The 15,138-nt window shown below is 61.9% G+C and carries 11 protein-coding genes; 3 read left to right on the forward strand and 8 right to left on the reverse strand.

Features of this window, described 5'->3' with window-relative positions; all coding sequences use genetic code 11:
• Positions 1 to 8: 8 nt before the first annotated feature.
• The 5 genes from K0H48_RS20350 to K0H48_RS20370 all read right to left on the reverse strand — a co-directional run bounded on the left by K0H48_RS20350 (position 9) and on the right by K0H48_RS20370 (position 9,004).
• Positions 9 to 3,182 (reverse strand): response regulator, encoded by a 3,174-nt coding sequence (locus K0H48_RS20350; RefSeq protein WP_219268871.1) that lies wholly within the window; start codon positions 3,180 to 3,182, stop codon positions 9 to 11.
• Positions 3,183 to 3,264: 82 nt separating this feature from the next.
• Positions 3,265 to 4,458, reverse strand: a complete 1,194-nt coding sequence (locus tag K0H48_RS20355) for an EAL domain-containing protein (RefSeq protein ID WP_219268872.1) — start codon at positions 4,456 to 4,458, stop codon at positions 3,265 to 3,267.
• On the reverse strand, positions 4,445 to 7,243 hold the full coding sequence (locus tag K0H48_RS20360) for an ATP-binding protein (RefSeq protein ID WP_219268873.1): 2,799 nt from the start codon (positions 7,241 to 7,243) through the stop codon (positions 4,445 to 4,447). Before K0H48_RS20360 ends, K0H48_RS20355 begins: the two co-directional genes overlap by 14 nt.
• A 73-nt stretch (positions 7,244 to 7,316) precedes the next feature.
• Positions 7,317 to 8,297 carry a fimbrial protein gene (locus K0H48_RS20365; RefSeq protein WP_219268874.1) on the reverse strand — a complete coding sequence of 327 codons (981 nt, stop codon included), beginning with the start codon at positions 8,295 to 8,297 and terminating at the stop codon, positions 7,317 to 7,319.
• A gap of 23 nt (positions 8,298 to 8,320) precedes the next feature.
• Complete coding sequence (locus K0H48_RS20370) at positions 8,321 to 9,004, reverse strand: molecular chaperone (RefSeq protein WP_257627046.1); 684 nt, start codon at positions 9,002 to 9,004, stop codon at positions 8,321 to 8,323.
• 194 nt (positions 9,005 to 9,198) lie between these two features.
• On the opposite strand from K0H48_RS20370, the gene K0H48_RS20375 reads away from it, so the two are divergent.
• Positions 9,199 to 9,720, forward strand: coding sequence for a chemotaxis protein CheY (locus K0H48_RS20375; RefSeq protein WP_219268876.1), 522 nt, complete (start codon positions 9,199 to 9,201; stop codon positions 9,718 to 9,720).
• Positions 9,721 to 9,727: 7 nt separating this feature from the next.
• On the opposite strand, the gene K0H48_RS20380 is transcribed toward K0H48_RS20375, so the two are convergent.
• A complete protein-coding gene (locus tag K0H48_RS20380; protein ID WP_219268877.1) occupies positions 9,728 to 10,933 on the reverse strand; it encodes a DUF1835 domain-containing protein in 1,206 nt (401 codons plus the stop codon).
• A 174-nt stretch (positions 10,934 to 11,107) separates the two neighbouring features.
• Between K0H48_RS20380 and K0H48_RS20385 the strand changes: the two genes are divergently transcribed.
• Positions 11,108 to 11,791: an ATP-binding cassette domain-containing protein gene (locus tag K0H48_RS20385; protein WP_219268922.1), complete on the forward strand. Its 684-nt coding sequence runs from the start codon at positions 11,108 to 11,110 to the stop codon at positions 11,789 to 11,791.
• Positions 11,788 to 12,582 (forward strand): iron export ABC transporter permease subunit FetB, encoded by a 795-nt coding sequence (fetB, locus tag K0H48_RS20390; RefSeq protein ID WP_219268878.1) that lies wholly within the window; start codon positions 11,788 to 11,790, stop codon positions 12,580 to 12,582. Before K0H48_RS20385 ends, fetB begins: the two co-directional genes overlap by 4 nt.
• Positions 12,583 to 12,993: 411 nt before the next feature.
• Here fetB and K0H48_RS20395 read toward each other — a convergent pair whose 3' ends face one another.
• Positions 12,994 to 14,040, reverse strand: a complete 1,047-nt coding sequence (locus K0H48_RS20395; RefSeq protein WP_219268879.1) for an L-idonate 5-dehydrogenase — start codon at positions 14,038 to 14,040, stop codon at positions 12,994 to 12,996.
• 13 nt (positions 14,041 to 14,053) lie between these two features.
• Positions 14,054 to 14,827 carry a glucose 1-dehydrogenase gene (locus K0H48_RS20400; RefSeq protein ID WP_219268880.1) on the reverse strand — a complete coding sequence of 258 codons (774 nt, stop codon included), beginning with the start codon at positions 14,825 to 14,827 and terminating at the stop codon, positions 14,054 to 14,056.
• Positions 14,828 to 15,138 lie beyond the last annotated feature (311 nt).

Genomic DNA, 15,138 nt, shown 5'->3' on the forward strand with positions numbered 1-15,138 from the left:
GTGCCAGTTCAAGTGAGTGAAGAGTGCCCGGGCTGGAGAGTCTCCAGAACGGCCGACAGACGCTGCATCACCGCCTTTACCTTGAGCTCAAGTGCCGTGTCGAGGCTGCCGCGGTTAAGTGCGCTTTCCAGTTCGATGCACGCTTGGGCCAGGCTGAGTGCCTGGACTGCGCCCAGGGCGCCGGCGACCGAATGCAGCAATTGGCCCAGGCCGTGGGCATCACGTTGCGCCAGGGCGGCACCGATGCGCTGCAAGTCCTGCTGCACGCTGCTGATGAACAGCGGGCGCATCTTGTCCGACAGCTGCACACTGTCGTCGCAAGGCGCAATGGCTGGCTCCAGCGCTGGCTTGACCCTGCACAACTTGATCAACTGGCCACGCAGGGTTTGCAGGCTTAACGGCTTGACGATCCAGGCGTTCATGCCCACCGCCAGGCAGCGCACGCCTTCCTCGCGCATCGCATTGGCGGTCACGCCGATAATCGGCAAGCGTGGGTCGTGCTCACGCAGCGTCCTGGCCAGTTCATAGCCATTCATCAACGGCATATTCACGTCGGTCAGCACCAGGTCAAAGGCCTGCGGTTGCCACAGTTGCAGCGCCTGCTCGCCGTTGGCGGCCAGGCTCACTGAACAGCCGAGCGCTTCGAGCTGTTCCTTGATGATCGCCTGGTTGACCGGGTTGTCCTCGGCCACCAAGATGCGCAACCCCAGTTGCCCCGCGCTTTGTGGTCGGGCCGTTGCGGGTTGCTCATGCTTGCCGTGCTGCGCCAGGGACACGGTGCTGGCGATGCTGCGCACATCGTGCAGGTCGACCACCCAGCCTTGCGCCGTGTGCAGCGGCGGGCTGTGTGCGCCCGGCTGGCACAGCACGCGTTGGCCGGCCCACGGCTTGGCGGGCTCGCTGGGCAGCAGGTCCACCAGCACCGCATGGCGGCTGTCTTTTTCCTGGGTGGTCGCCGCCAAGGCTGCGGCGATGCCCAGCCGATTGAGCCAGTCACTCATCGACTGCGCCAGTTCGCGCACCGGCGCCTGCACGTACACCGGCGTCGGGCTGGGTTCGATCAGCGGCAGGTTGGTCAGCGCGCCGCAGCACCGTGGCAGGCGCATTTTCAGGGTAAAGCTGCTGCCCAGGCCCGGCTCACTGACCACGCGGATTTCGCCGTCCATCATCTGCGCCAGCCAGCGGCAAATCGGCAACCCCAGCCCGGCGCCGCCTTCGCTGGCGGTGTCCGGCGCCTGGTAGAACAGATCGAACAGCTTGGCCTGCTGCGCTTCGGGAATGCCGACGCCGGAGTCGGTGACTTGCCATTCCAGGTCGACATGCTCGACATCCAGCGCCATCACCCGAGCACGGATTACCACGCGCCCGATGTCGGTGAACTTGATCGCGTTGCTCACCAGGTTATTGAGGATCTGGCGAATGCGCATCGGGTCGCCCATCAGGCAGTCCGGCAACTGTGGGTCGATGCAGCTGTAGAGTTGCAGCCCTTTGCGCTGGGCGAAAGCGGCGTAGGTGTGCAAGGTGTCTTCGAGCATGTCCAACGGGCAGAAGTCCACGGCTTCTATCGCCATTTGCCCGGACTCGATCTTCGACACATCCAGCACATCACTGATCAGCTGGAACAGCGTGGCGGACGAGCGTTGAATGGTGTGCAGGTAGGTTTTCTGAGGCGGGTCCAGGTCGGTCAGGCCGAGTAACTCCAGAGTGCCGAGCACGCCATACAGCGGCGTGCGGATCTCATGGCTCATGGTTGCCAGGAACAACGTCTTGGCCTCGTTGGCGGTATCGGCGGCGTGACGTGCCTCTTCCAGCGCCTGGGCGTCTTCGATGTGCCGGGTGATGTCGTTGAAGGCATACAGGCGCACGTTTTCGGCTTGATAGCGGGTCGACACAAAGCCGATTTGCAGGTGCCGGCCTTCGATCTCCAAATGGCTTTCGCCGCTCTCAACGCTGTCGTGTTGACCGGCCATGGCCGCCACCAGACGTGCGGTGCCCGGCCATTGCTGGGCGCGCTGGTTTTCGATCAGCACCTTGCCGTCGCTGCGGCGCACCACACACAAGCCGGTGGGCGCGGTGTCGATGATCACGCGGCTGAACGCCACGCTTTCGGCGATGCGTTCGTGGGCCAGGCGCGCCGGATTGATCACCTGGCGCCGGTACCAGCGGCTGCCGGCCCAGCCCAGGGTGACCAGGCTGACCAGCAGCAGCGCCAGGGTGCTCAATGGCCATAACGCCGAGTGGAAGAAATGCGAGTAGTTCAGGCCATAGACCGCGCTCCAGGGCCGGTCGCCGGCCTGGGTAATCTTGAACTCAAAGCCATTCGCAGTGAGGTGCACGCCATCACTGAGTGACGCTTTGGCCTCTGGACCGATCAAGCGGTTGCCGTCGGGTGCGATAAGGGTGAAGCGATCAAACGCCGAGTGATCCAGCGCGCGTTGCACATCGTCGACTTGCGACAGGTCGAGCAAGGTGCCGATCACCGCCTGGCCCTGGCCGTCGAGTGCCAGGCCCATGTAGGCCAGCAAGTGCTCGGGTTGCGGCCCCGCTTTCCAGTACACCCAATCCTGCTCCAGCGGCTGCGGCGTCTGCGCGAGGGTTTGTTGTACCGCTGTGACCAGTGCCACCTGGTTGCCGGTTTCTTCAGCGCTTTCGCGACGCTGGTAGCCCACGGAGGGAATGGTGATAGCGTAGTGTGTCTGGCGATTGACTAGAAACGTTTGCGGCGCCTCATACGGCGACGAGGACCAGAAGGCGCTGTAGTAGCTGGTCAGGTGCGCACCCAGGGCAAAGATCGGTGGCCGTGCAGCAACGCCGACCTGTTGCTCATCGAATTTGACGTCGAACGGCACCGAAAATGAGTACTTCTGGCCTACGTACAGCGTGCGGCGGTTCTCGACCATACGGCTCTTGAGGCTGACCTGCACGTTGGTGGCCCGCAGCAATTCGGCCTGGATGCCCGGGTGCGCCAGGCTCTTGAGATAGGTTTGCTGCTCGGTGAGGTTTTCCATCAGCCGCGCAAAATGAAAGCGCGTTGCGCCATACCGGGTTTCGATCCCGCGTTGCAGTGACCAGTAGTTGGTGAGGAGCAACAGCAACGCGATTCCCATCAGTACCATCAGGCCTTTGTTCAGGCGTACGGAACTGCGGGTAAAGGCTTCGAGTATCGCGTTGTTGTGCTTCATCAGGGGTTTCCGCAGGCGCAGGACAAATCGGCACTGGATGCAGCTTACTCTTTAGAAAGGGCAAATAATCCGGGGCCTCCAGCTAGTGAGATGTCGCGGGGCCATCATTGTTCAGTAGTTGCTGAAATTGGTCTGAAGACACCGCATGGGAGATCAGGAAGCCCTGCACCTGATTGCAGTCTATTTTGCGCAACAGCGCCAATTGCGCAGGCGTTTCCACGCCTTCTGCGACCACCGTGAGCCCGAGCTTGCGGCCCAGCGCGATGATGCTCGCCAACGCCTGGGCGATGCCTTCGTTGTCGTGGCTGCCCTGCACCAGCGCCTGGTCGATCTTCAGTTCGGTAAACGGCGTAGACACAAGGTTGAGGTACGAGCTGTAGCCCTTGCCGAAATCATCCTGGGACAAGCCGAAGCCTTTGATGCGCAAGCGGCAGGCACCGGCGTAGAAGTTGCTGATGTCTTGCGGCACCGAGCATTCCATCAACTCGAAGCAGATCATTCCCGGGATGCCGTCGTGGTGCAGCACAAACTCCAGCAAGCGGTCCGCCAGGTCATGGCTGTTGAGCAGGTGGGTGGGCAAGTTGATCGCCACCGGGATTTCATAGCCGCGCTGGCGCCACTGTTCCTGGGCGTGAATCGCCTGTTTGAGCACCAGCCACAACAGCCGTTCTTCCAGCTCGAAGGCCTTGATCGCCGGCAGGAACGCGGCCGGCAGCATCACGCCTTGCTCGGGGTGCATCCAGCGCACCAGGGCTTCGGCGGCGACGATACGCCCGTTGGCGAGGGATTTTTTCGGTTGGAACCAGGCCTGCAACTGGCCGCTGCTCATGGCCTGCACCAGCGTATGGCGGTCGATGTCCATGTGCTCGGGCAGCTCGGGGGAGGGCTTGCGCACCGTGTTCCTCAGTTGATCGACCAGATTGCGTAGTGCATCGGCGTTCACCGGCTTGGAGATCAGCCCGATCACTTCCACATCGAGGTTTTTCGCCACCAGGCTGGCGGCCATCAGCATGCGCCGCGATGCCGCACTCATGATCGCCAGTGCCGGCTTGCTGCGCAGGTTGGCCAGGCACTGGATAAATTGCACGCCGTCCATGCCAGGCATCAGCAGGTCGGTCAGTACCAGGTCGAAATCGCGCTGGCGCAGACGCTCCAGCGCTTCTTTGCCGTCCTCGGCGGTTTCCAGCCTGAAATCCCCCAACTCACTGAGCAAGTGCTGCAGGTAGATGTGCTGCAGGGGATGGTCCTCAACAATCAAAATACTAAGGGGCTTCATGGGTGATCCGTGCATAAGGCGCCAGGGAGTTGAATAGAGCCCGCAACGCAAAGGGTTTGACCAGGCAATGGTTCATGCCGGCGGCCAGGCACAGGTCGGCCTCGCCGCGCATGGCGTTGGCGGTGGCCCCGATAATCGGCAACGGGCAGCCTTGGCGGCGCAGTTCGCGTGCCAGTTCATAGCCGTTGATGTGGGGCATGTTCACGTCCGTCAACACCACGTCGAAGTTACCGGCGGTGTACAGCTGCAACGCTTCCTGACCATCGGCCGCCAGCTCCACGGTGCAGCCGAGTTCTTCGAGTTGGTCACGCAGAATCAGCTGGTTGATGATGTTGTCCTCGGCCACCAGCAGGTGCAGGTTGAGTTTGTTCAGGTCACGCTGGCGCGTTTGCTCATCGGCACGGGCCACCCACAGCCCTTGCGCCTGGCTCACGGCCTGATGAATCGCCCCCAGGTGGTTGAGGTTGACGTGCCAGGCACCGCCTTCGGCTTCCACGCTGGTGCAGGCATTGCTGCTCACGTGAATCACCGGCCCCGGCCATTCCGGCACCAGCAGCGGGTCGACGCTGCCGGGGTGTACTTGCAGCAGCAGATGCGTGTCCGCCAACGTCGGCAGCCCGGCCTGCGCCCTGGCGCCCCAGCGGCGCAGCCAGCCGCTGACGGAGTTGGCCAGCTCCGGGATCGGCGACGCCACGTAGATGGTCTCGGCCAGCAGCGCGGTCATCGGCGTGGTCGGCGCCTCTTCCAGCGGCAGGATCAGGCTGAAGCTGCTGCCCAGGCCCAGTTCGCTGACCATGCGGATGTTGCCGTTCATCAACTCGGTCAGGCGCTGACAGATCGGCAGGCCCAGGCCGGTGCCGGCCACCACATTGGTGTTGCCTTCACTCTGGTAGAACGGCTCGAAAATCATCGCCTGGTCTTCCTGGGCGATGCCTTTGCCGGTGTCCGAGACCTGCCACAACAGGCTGGAGCGTTCGCCGTCGCGACCCAGCACCTTGACCCGCAGCACCACGCGTCCGTAGTCGGTGAACTTCACCGCATTATTGAGCAGGTTATTCAGTATCTGGCGAATGCGCGTCACATCGCCGATCAGCCGTTCGGGCAGCTTCGGGTCGAAGCAGGCATACAGCTGCAAGCCTTTGCCCTGGGCGGCTGCGGCATAGCCCTGAATGATTTCGTGGACCAGATCCAACGGTGAAAACTCGCTCATTTCCAACGCCAATTGCCCGGCTTCGATCTTCGACACATCGAGCACATCGCAGATCAACTGCAACAAGGTCGACGACGAACCTTCGATGGCGTGCAGGTAGTCCCTTTGCTGGGCATCCAGTTGCGTGCGCGCCAGCAGTTCGAGGGTGCCGAGCACGCCATACAGCGGCGTACGGATTTCATGGCTCATGGTCGCCAGGAACAAGGTCTTGGCGGCGTTGGCCGCGTCCGCCGACTGGCGTGCTTCTTCCAGCGCCGCTTCGACCTGCTTGCGCGCACTGATATCGCTGAATGCGCAAAACAGCACGTCCTCGCCTTTGTAGCGGGTGGGCGCACTGCTCAGGTACAGGTGGCGGCCATCGCTGGTTTCAAAGTAATCACTGCGTTCGCACGGGCCTTGGGCGAACGCTTGCTCGATCCAGCCGGCCTGCAGCGCCTCACGCTCCGGCCCGTTGCCGAGCCATTGCTGGGCCAGAGTATTTTCCAGCACCACCTGGCCGTCGGTGCGGCGCAGCACGCAAAGGGCCACGGGCGCGATCTGGATCACATCGCGGCCAAAGGCTTCGCTTTCGATCAATGCCTGAATGCGATGAATCGACGGAATAATGAAACGCTGGTCGACACGGCGCATCACCAGCCAGATCAGCGTGAGGCTGAACAGGCAGAACAACAACGAGCCGAGCAGCTGTTTCCACAGGCCATTGACCACCGCACGCAGGTCGATGGAATACATCAATTGCCATTCCGAAGACTTCAAGTGCTTGCGGATCACCAGGTGGTCAGGCAGCAAGCCGTTGCCGACAAAGCCAAAAAAGCTTTCCTCGCCGGGCCGCAGGTGTTGCTGTTTGAGCTGCGTGTCGGTGCTGTTGGTGAACACCAGCATGCCCTGGGAATTGAGCATCATGAACTCACCGGCACTCTGGTCGCTGAGGGTTGAAGACACTTCACGGCTTTCCATCTCCAGGCCCAGCCAGCCGGATTCAGGGTCGCGCTCGTCGAGGCGGCTGAAGATGTACAGGTGCGAATGGCCTTCGGTGTTGTCGCTCAGCCACAACTCGCTGAGCGTGGCCGGGTCGCTGTGCTGCAGGGCCTTGAGGCGGTTGAGCATGCACTTGGAAATCGGCAGTACCTGCGCGGTGGCGTCGTACAGCCGTGTCACCTGCGGGCTGGGGCCGGCATTCACATACAACAGGTTGAGCTGCTTGGCCTTGAGGTAGTCGCGCATGCGTGCGGTCAGCCAGATGCTCCACTGGTTGCCGGGTGTGTTGCCCAGTTCCAGGTGTTGTTCTTCCTCGGAAGAGGGGTAGAGCCTGGACTGCTTGCGCACCGCCGACAGGCTCAGGCTTTCCAGCAGCGCTTCGCGGTTGGTGAAAAAGGTATGGGCTTCGGCGATGGCGCTGCTCATGTAGCCGCGGCGCTGGGAGATATCGTTGTTGAAGGTCGACAGCAGAAAGGTATAAACCCCACTCAAGATGCCCACGAGCAGCACGCTCGCAAAAATACGAAGCAGCCTTCTGGCTGCTTCGGGTCGGGAGAGGACGGGGTTGATCTGGAGCAGGTAACTTTTCAATCGCATCGGCAGACTTTAAGCGTACGCCTTCGTGCCTGGCATAAGACGATCCTTAAAAATGGCCCGCTTGATCAAGTGCTTACTTGTAATACATATCCACCACCACGGCCGCGTCGAACGCGCCCGGGATCGGCAAGGTGCGCCACTTGAGGTCGGCGCGAAACTCATCGTGACTCTGGCCCATTCCCATCAGTTCTTGCAGGGTGAACCAGTTGTTGAAGGGCAACTGCTGCTGGCTTTCGGCGCGTGACAAAGCGATGCCCACCGAGCTGTTGTTGTCCGGCACCAGCAAGCCATTGATCACGCTGCCACCGCCCGGTGTGGTGGCGAAGCTGGCGCTGACGGTATACGGCGTGTCGCAGCCTTTACGCAGGTTCAAGCTGAAATTCGCACTGCTGGCGACTTCACCGATTGACGCCTTGCGCGACGGCGTGGGGAAGTTGACCACGCTGGGGCTGATGGTCAGTTCGGGGCTGCAGGGCACGAAGCGGATGTTGTTCATCCCCGTGACCACGTAGTTGAAGTTACTGTTGGGCCGCGAGTTGAGCCCGCGTACGCCGTCCAGCTGGAACACGCGGTAGGAGGTCAAGGTGCTGGCCTGGCCGCTGGGAGGTGTGGGGTCGAACTTCTCGATGAACACGCTGAAATTGAGGGTAAATCGTGCCTTGTCCCAGCCGATGCAGTTGGAGGTGCAGCCTCGGTCGGAGAAAAATCCGGTGCCGACCTTGCCGGTGCTTTGGGTAATCGGCTGGTTGTTATAACGAATGCCCACGCGGATCCCGGTGCCGATACTCACGCTGGCCGGGTTGACGTAGAAGTACACTTCCTCGCGGCCAACTTTGTAGTCGTCCGCGCAGATCACATTGGTCGAGCGTGGCCCGGACTCCCAGATAATCGTGCCGTTGGGCGCATCGGCGGCAACCGCCAGCGCGGTGCCCAGCGCCTCCTGGGTGATAATCGAACCGGTGCCGTCTTCACGGCAGGCCAGCGCATAGCTGGTGGCGGGCAGCACCGCGCAAGCCCATACCAGCATCGGCAATAAACGTTTGATCAGTGACATTGGTGCAAGTACCCCGCGATCTATCAGTTGAGCGCCGTGCTATGACGGGCTTGCAAACCGATATCGGTGATTTCGGTGAAATGGAGGGTGGTGCCTTTGGGCACAGGGCTGGACGCATTGAGGGTTTTGCGCGCGTGGGGCTTGAGCAACAGATAATCACTGAGTGCCAGGCTGTCGGTTTGCAGGTTGACCAGTGACAGGTGAAACGCACTGGGGTTGTAAACGCTGACACTGCGCCCATCGCTGCTCCACACCAACTGCTGCAGCGCCTCGGCCGAGCCACCCTTGAGCGCAGGTGGCCGATAGAACAGCTTGAGCCGTTGGCGTATCGCAAACTGCACGCTGTTGGGGTCGGTGGATTTGAGCGGAATCTCCATGATATTGAGCCAGAACAGCGATTCGCGATCGGCGGGCAAGCCTTCACCGGCATACAAAATGCGCAGCATGTGATGCTCGCCGGCGCCCAGTTGCACCAACGGCTCGGTGGCAGCAAACGGTACGGGGCTGTCGGCTGATTCGTCCTCGCTGGTGATCCAGGTTTGCACCACCACTTGCTGTGAGGCCGGGTTGACCACGCTGATGCCGGCGGCCTTGTCCTGGCCGTAATAGATCAGGCGTGTGCCTTCGATCTTCAGCGCCGCGCTGGCCGGCGGTGGCGCGAGCACCAGCAGCCCGCCGACCAGCAGCATCATTCTGAGTAAAAACATGAACACTAAAATTCCATGGCAACGTGTGGGAACGCAGCCATGGTAGGGGCGGGTGAGTGCGAGGGCTTTGAGGCGATTCTTAAAAACGCACAGTGACCGTTTCAGAATCGCCTTAAAGTCATGTTCGAGCCCCGACAGTTACCGTGTTCAACGTTGAATGATCGACGCTGATGCCCAACTGTCAGGTTTACCCTATGTCCAATAAAGCCTTACGCCTTCTGATTGCCGATGCAGACCTGTTGCAGCGGATCAAGCTGGAGAAAATGCTCAACCAGCTGGGCTACCACCGCATCGCCCCCCTGAGCTCGTTCGACGAGCTGCAGGCGTTGACGCGCGCCGGTTGCGTGGCGTTCGACCTGTTGATCATCAACACCGCGCTGGTGCGTTCGCGGCAGGTCAACCTGTTGAAGTACTGCCATGACAACCCATTGATTCGCCATACGCTGATCTATGACGGGCAATGTGCGCAAAGCTCGGTGGTGTCGGTGTCGGTGAGCCAGACCCTGCACCTGTCGTTGTCACAGTCGCCGGATTTCAACTCGCTGCGCCGCTGCATGGAGATTGTCGACCCCCAGCATAGCCTGCCGACGGTTGAACGACCGATGTTGCGCGCCGTCGACAGTCGGGCCACGGCGCCCTCGACGGCTGCGCGTAGCCTTTATCAAGGCGACCCGGCGGTGATGGCGTGCGCCGTCGGGTTATCGCCCAAGCGCTGATCCGGCCTCAGGTGCGCCAGACCGGCAGGCGGTCGTGGGCCAGTGCCCAATGCGACTGGCCAGGCTTGAGGCACACACCACCGACCCAGCGCGCATGCCCGGCGTGGTCCAACCAATACGCCTCGCCGCCCAGCACGTGGTGCGCCAGTGGCGTCAATGCCAGTTCGCGGCGCGGCCAGTCGCGCTCGGTTGCGGTTTCTATCAGCAAGGGGTTCGGGCCGTCGATCAATGGCCGCAACAGCGCGTGGAACATCATGTCGCCCAGGAACGGCAGTGGCTCACGCTTGGCCATCAGTTCGGCGAACACCCGGCCGAAAGGCACCGGCCCGGCCTCGGCGATGTAGCGCAGCGACAAGCGTTCAGTCAGTGACAGGCCATCCTCAACGCCCGGTAACTCCTGTAGCTGACGCAGTAGCGCCGGGGCGAGAAGGGGCAGGGAGGGGTGGTTGCCGTGGGCCAGTTGCGCAAGCTTTAACGGCGAGCTGTCGCAGTAAGCCGCCCAGGCCTGTCGTGCCAGTTGCACCGCTGCATCATCGACCAAGCGGCGCTGGGGCCACAACCACGCCAAGACATCGGGCGCCAGTTGGCCGATGCCGATAAAGCGTTCGACACCCGGGATACGGTCGACCTCAATCAGCTCCAGCTTTTTCGGCGCATGCTCAAGACCGGCCAGCGCGCGGACCAGAAACAGCTGATCATAGGCGTCCGCTTCGCACCACAGCACACTGTGATCGGTACTGGCCAGGGCTAGCAGGTGGTTGTATTCATCATCGACGCGGTGGGTTACTTCAGCAGCGTCCAGGGCAAAGGCCTGGCTGATAAAGGCACTGCGCATGGCGCGGAAATCTTCACTGGGCACATCGCGCACCGGCCCCATGCACAACGGATCGGTGAGCATGCGGAACTGCCCCTTGAAGCCGGCCAGTTGCAGGCTATGGGCAATATCACTGCCGCAGCGCCAGTGGGTGGTGCGGGCTTCATCGCTGGCAGCAAAGTCCGGGTGGCGGGCGGCGAAGTCGATGGCGTCGACATGCGCCTTGAGCTTGGGCCAACTGCTGAAACCCAGCTGTCTTGCAACTTGCCATTGGGCTTGGGACAAGGTGGCGTGCGGGTCGAGGGTTTTCAGGCGTGGCAACAGTTCCTTGGCGCGCTTGCGCTGCTGCTCAAGGTTGAGGCGGCCGTCGGTAGTCGAGGATAAGAGGCGTTGCGACATACGATCTCCTTGCACAAACCTTTTCCGCTTTCAGGTTGGGAGTCGTAGAAATGTGATATTCAGTCAGGCTCCTGGGCGCAGCCCTTTCCGCGGAAGGTGGCGTGGAGTGCGCCAGGCACGAAATATAGGCAGTGGAGTAGTGGATTGCAAGCCGTTAAACCGAGTACCGAGTTGATGACCGACACCGCATTGATTGAAACCCGCGCCCTCACGCGCAGGGACGAGCGGCGCCAAGTCGCGTTGCTGCAACCCACGGATTTCAGCCTGAACCGCACCGACCGCGTGTCCATCACCGGCTCCTCCGGCTCCGGTAAAAGCGTGTTCCTGCGCGCGCTGGCGCTGCTGGATGCGCCCACCTCTGGGCAGATCCTGTGGAACAATCAGCCGATTGCGAATGCGCAGATTCCCCATTATCGCAGCCACATCAGCTACCTGTCGCAGCGCCCGGCGTTGCTTGAGGGCACGGTGGAGGACAACCTGCGTTTCCCGTTCAGCCTCAAGACCCTGCGCACGCGCAGCTTCGACCTGCAGGCCGTCACCAGGCTGTTGGAGCATGCCGGTAAAAACGCAGACTTTTTGGCTAAAAATGCCGGCGACCTGTCCGGTGGTGAATCCCAGGTGGTGTCACTGATCCGCACCTTGCAACTGAACCCCGAAGTGCTGTTGCTCGATGAGCCGACGGCCGCCCTCGACCCCACGTCCTCGCGCGATGTCGAGGCATTGATCAGCGCCTGGTATGCCGCCGACAACGCCCGCGCCTATATCTGGGTATCCCACGACCTCGACCAGGCCCGGCGCATGAGCGCCATCCACCTGCACATGAGCGCCGGTGTCCTGAGCGGAGCAGCCCAGCCATGAACTATCAGAACCTCACGGCAGTGGACATGGGCATTGCCGCCTCGCTGATCCTCATCAACGGCGCGCTGTCGCTGTTGCTGCGCCTGGGCCTTGGCCGCCAATTGCTGTGGGCGGCCGTGCGTACCGTGGTGCAATTGCTGGCCATCGGTTACCTGCTGGGCTGGGTGTTCGAGTTCGCCTACTGGTATGTGGTGCTGCCGCTGATGTGTGCGATGACCCTGATCGCCGGGCTCTCCGCAGCGGGGCGCGGGCGCCGTACATACCGTGGGCAACGGGTCGACAGCATTCTGTCGGTGTGGGGCAGTTCGTGGCTGGTCACCGCGGTGGGGTTGTTCGCAGTGATCCGCATCCACCCGTGGTACGAGCCGCAGTATGCGATTCCGATCCTCGGCATGATCCTCGGCAATACCCTCACCGGCGTGTCCTTGGGCATTGAGCGCATGACCCAGGAACTGACCTCGGGGCGCAACACCATCGAGATGATCCTGGCGCTCGGCGGTTCACGTTGGGAGGCTGCCCAGGAGGCGATCCGCCAGGCTGTGCGCGCCGGGATGATCCCGACGCTGAACCAGATGACCGTGGTCGGCATCGTCAGCCTGCCCGGCATGATGACCGGCCAGGTATTGGCCGGCGAAAGCCCGGTGGACGCGGTGCGTTACCAAATCGTGATCATGTTTCTGATCGCCGCGTCCTCGGCCTTGGGCACGGTAGGTGCGGTACTCCTCACCTACCGTCGGTTGTTTTCCAGCAGCCATCGGTTCTTGCGCGATCGGCTTGAAGAGCGCGCCTGAGCCTCAGGTGTTGACAGTGTCGGTGCCCTGGTCGGCGTGGGCGGTGAGCGCCAGAGTGGCAAGGGTAAAGGCTATGGGTGTGCGGGATCCTTTCATGGGCATAACTCCTTGAATGACGTGAAGCGACTGGAACGACTCCTTGCTCCACTCGCTGGAGAGCGTAGACAGACACTCGCCAGCGGTCCAGTCGCCTTCAGCTCCCGCGCCGGGCGTTCTAAGATCTACATCTGAGTGGTTAGATCAAAAGCGCACTGCATGTACCGCAGATCCGCTTTTCTGTGCATGCAAATCCGCAGCCGACCTCATATTCAAAACTGCATGCGGTCAACTGTGGGAGCGAGTAAGACCAGGGCGGTGGAGGTTGCTCCAGGACCCCGCCCTGCCAAAGGCCGCCACAACGGCGAATCCAGCTCAGTCAGTCACACCAAAATCCAGCACCACCTTCATCGCCTGGGTTTTGTCTGCCGCCAACTCGAACGCCTGAACCGCCTGCTCGAACGGCACAGTGTGGGAGATCACCGGCTTCACATCGATGATCCCGCGATTGAGCAAATCCACCGCCTGGGCAAACTCGCTGTGGAAGCGGAAAGTGCCGCGCAAATCGATCTCGCGGCTCACCAGCAGGTTCAGCGGCAACGACACATCGCCGCCCAGCCCGACCGTCACCAGCACACCCCGTGGCGCGATGCATTCCAGGCCGTTGCGTAGAGCCTGGGCGCTGCCGGAGACTTCGAACATCACCTCGAAATAGCCCTTTTCGGCGGTGTAGCGCTTAAGTGCATCCGCGCCGTCGGCAATGTTGTGGGTGCGCGTGGCGCCCATTTTTTCGGCGCAGGCGAGGGCGCTGGCAGACAGGTCCACGGCGACGATTTCACCGGCCCCGGCAGCACGCAGACTGCCAATCAGCAAGTTGCCGATCGGGCCACAACCGGTCACCAGTACGCGTTTGCCGAACACCGCGCCAGCGCGTTGAATCGCGTGCAAACCCACCGACAACGGCTCGGCCAGCGCACCTTCGGCCAGGCTCACGTGGTCGGCCAGCCGATGTGCCTGATGCGTCTCGATCACCAGGCTCTGGCGGAACGCGCCCTGGATATGCGGGAACGGCATCGCACTGCCGTAGAAGCGCATGTTCAGGCAATGATTCGGCAGCCCTTGATGGCAGTAGCGGCAACCGCCGCACGGGCGCGACGGCGATACGCTGATGCGCTGACCAACCTTGAGCAACCCGGCATCCGCACCCACGGCGTCGATCACCGCCGACACCTCATGGCCGAGCACCATCGGTTCGCGCAAGCGCACGGTGCCGAAGCCGCCGTGCTGGTAGTAATGCAGGTCCGAACCGCAGATACCGCCACGCGCAATGCGCACGCGCAGTTGATCGGGGGCGAGGGTTTGCGGTTCGTCCTGGAGGTCGACCCGCAGGTCTTTGGAGGCGTGACAGACGATAGCGTGCATACAATTCTCCGGTTTACAGCGACGCGGTGATACCGCCGTCGACGTACAGAATATGGCCGTTGACGAAGCTGGCAGCGTCGCTGGCAAGGAACACGGCGGCACCGGCCAGTTCGGCCACGTCGCCCCAACGACGACTCGGCGTGCGTTGCACCAGCCAGTCGCTGAACTCGGGGTTGGCCACCAGGTTGGCGTTCAGTTCGGTCTTGAAATACCCGGGGCCGATGCCATTGACCGTCAACCCATGCGGGCCCCAATCGATGGCCATGCCCTTGGTGAGCATCTTCAGCGCACCCTTGCTGGCCGCATACGGCGCAATGCCAGGGCGGCCCAGCTCACTTTGCACCGAGCAGATATTGATGATGCGCCCGCGCTTGCGCGGGATCATCGCCCGCGCCACGGCCTGGCCAACCAGAAAGGCACTGTCCAGATTAGTGCTGATCAACTCGCGCCAGTGCTGCTCGCTGTAGTCTTCCAGCGGCCCACGCCGCTGCATGCCGGCGTTGTTCACCAGGATTTCCAGTGGGCCGAGGCGTGCTTCGATATCCGCCACGGCGGCCTGGATCGCCGCGCTGTCGGTCACATCAAACACCTGGGTGTGCACCGCCAACCCTTCGGCCGCCAACAGCGCCGCCGCATCGTGCAAGGTGCTGCGGTTGCGTCCGTTGAGCACCACCTGCGCCCCGGCCTGGGCCAGGCCGCGGGCAATCGCCAGGCCGATACCGGCACTGGAACCGGTGACCAGCGCCAGCCGGCCATCGAGGCGGAAGTTGTCTAAAACGCTTTGCATGGGCTACCTCTCCAAACGCTACACACCACCAACGACAGCAGCATGATGATCTCTTGGGCGTCAAAGGAATGGGCCTTGAGATGGGTGATCAACAATATCTATCCGATAATCGTGACCAGTGCGACCAGCAGCAGATACGTGGGACTAGCCCTGCCGAGCAGGGTGCCTGCTTGTTCTCATTGTGATACGCCAAACCCTGTCATATCGTGTACGACTTGCGCTTACTTCACCGCAGCCGCCGTCAAGCGTCCAATTTTCATTTGTGATCGGGTGATCAGGTTTTGTGATAACCGTTTTATAGCTGAGGGAAT

The organism is Pseudomonas sp. Xaverov 259 (genome assembly GCF_019352915.1).
GTDB lineage: Bacteria > Pseudomonadota > Gammaproteobacteria > Pseudomonadales > Pseudomonadaceae > Aquipseudomonas.

What these genes read in the sequence shown, in the direction of transcription:
- K0H48_RS20350 (WP_219268871.1), bottom strand. Translation starts at nt 3,182, where the DNA reads ATGAAGCACAACAACGCGATACTCGAAGCCTTTACCCGCAGTTCCGTA.
- K0H48_RS20355 (WP_219268872.1), bottom strand. Translation starts at nt 4,458, where the DNA reads ATGAAGCCCCTTAGTATTTTGATTGTTGAGGACCATCCCCTGCAGCAC.
- K0H48_RS20360 (WP_219268873.1), bottom strand. Translation starts at nt 7,243, where the DNA reads ATGCGATTGAAAAGTTACCTGCTCCAGATCAACCCCGTCCTCTCCCGA.
- K0H48_RS20365 (WP_219268874.1), bottom strand. Translation starts at nt 8,297, where the DNA reads ATGTCACTGATCAAACGTTTATTGCCGATGCTGGTATGGGCTTGCGCG.
- K0H48_RS20370 (WP_257627046.1), bottom strand. Translation starts at nt 9,004, where the DNA reads ATGTTTTTACTCAGAATGATGCTGCTGGTCGGCGGGCTGCTGGTGCTC.
- K0H48_RS20375 (WP_219268876.1), top strand. Translation starts at nt 9,199, where the DNA reads ATGTCCAATAAAGCCTTACGCCTTCTGATTGCCGATGCAGACCTGTTG.
- K0H48_RS20380 (WP_219268877.1), bottom strand. Translation starts at nt 10,933, where the DNA reads ATGTCGCAACGCCTCTTATCCTCGACTACCGACGGCCGCCTCAACCTT.
- K0H48_RS20385 (WP_219268922.1), top strand. Translation starts at nt 11,108, where the DNA reads ATGACCGACACCGCATTGATTGAAACCCGCGCCCTCACGCGCAGGGAC.
- fetB (WP_219268878.1), top strand. Translation starts at nt 11,788, where the DNA reads ATGAACTATCAGAACCTCACGGCAGTGGACATGGGCATTGCCGCCTCG.
- K0H48_RS20395 (WP_219268879.1), bottom strand. Translation starts at nt 14,040, where the DNA reads ATGCACGCTATCGTCTGTCACGCCTCCAAAGACCTGCGGGTCGACCTC.
- K0H48_RS20400 (WP_219268880.1), bottom strand. Translation starts at nt 14,827, where the DNA reads ATGCAAAGCGTTTTAGACAACTTCCGCCTCGATGGCCGGCTGGCGCTG.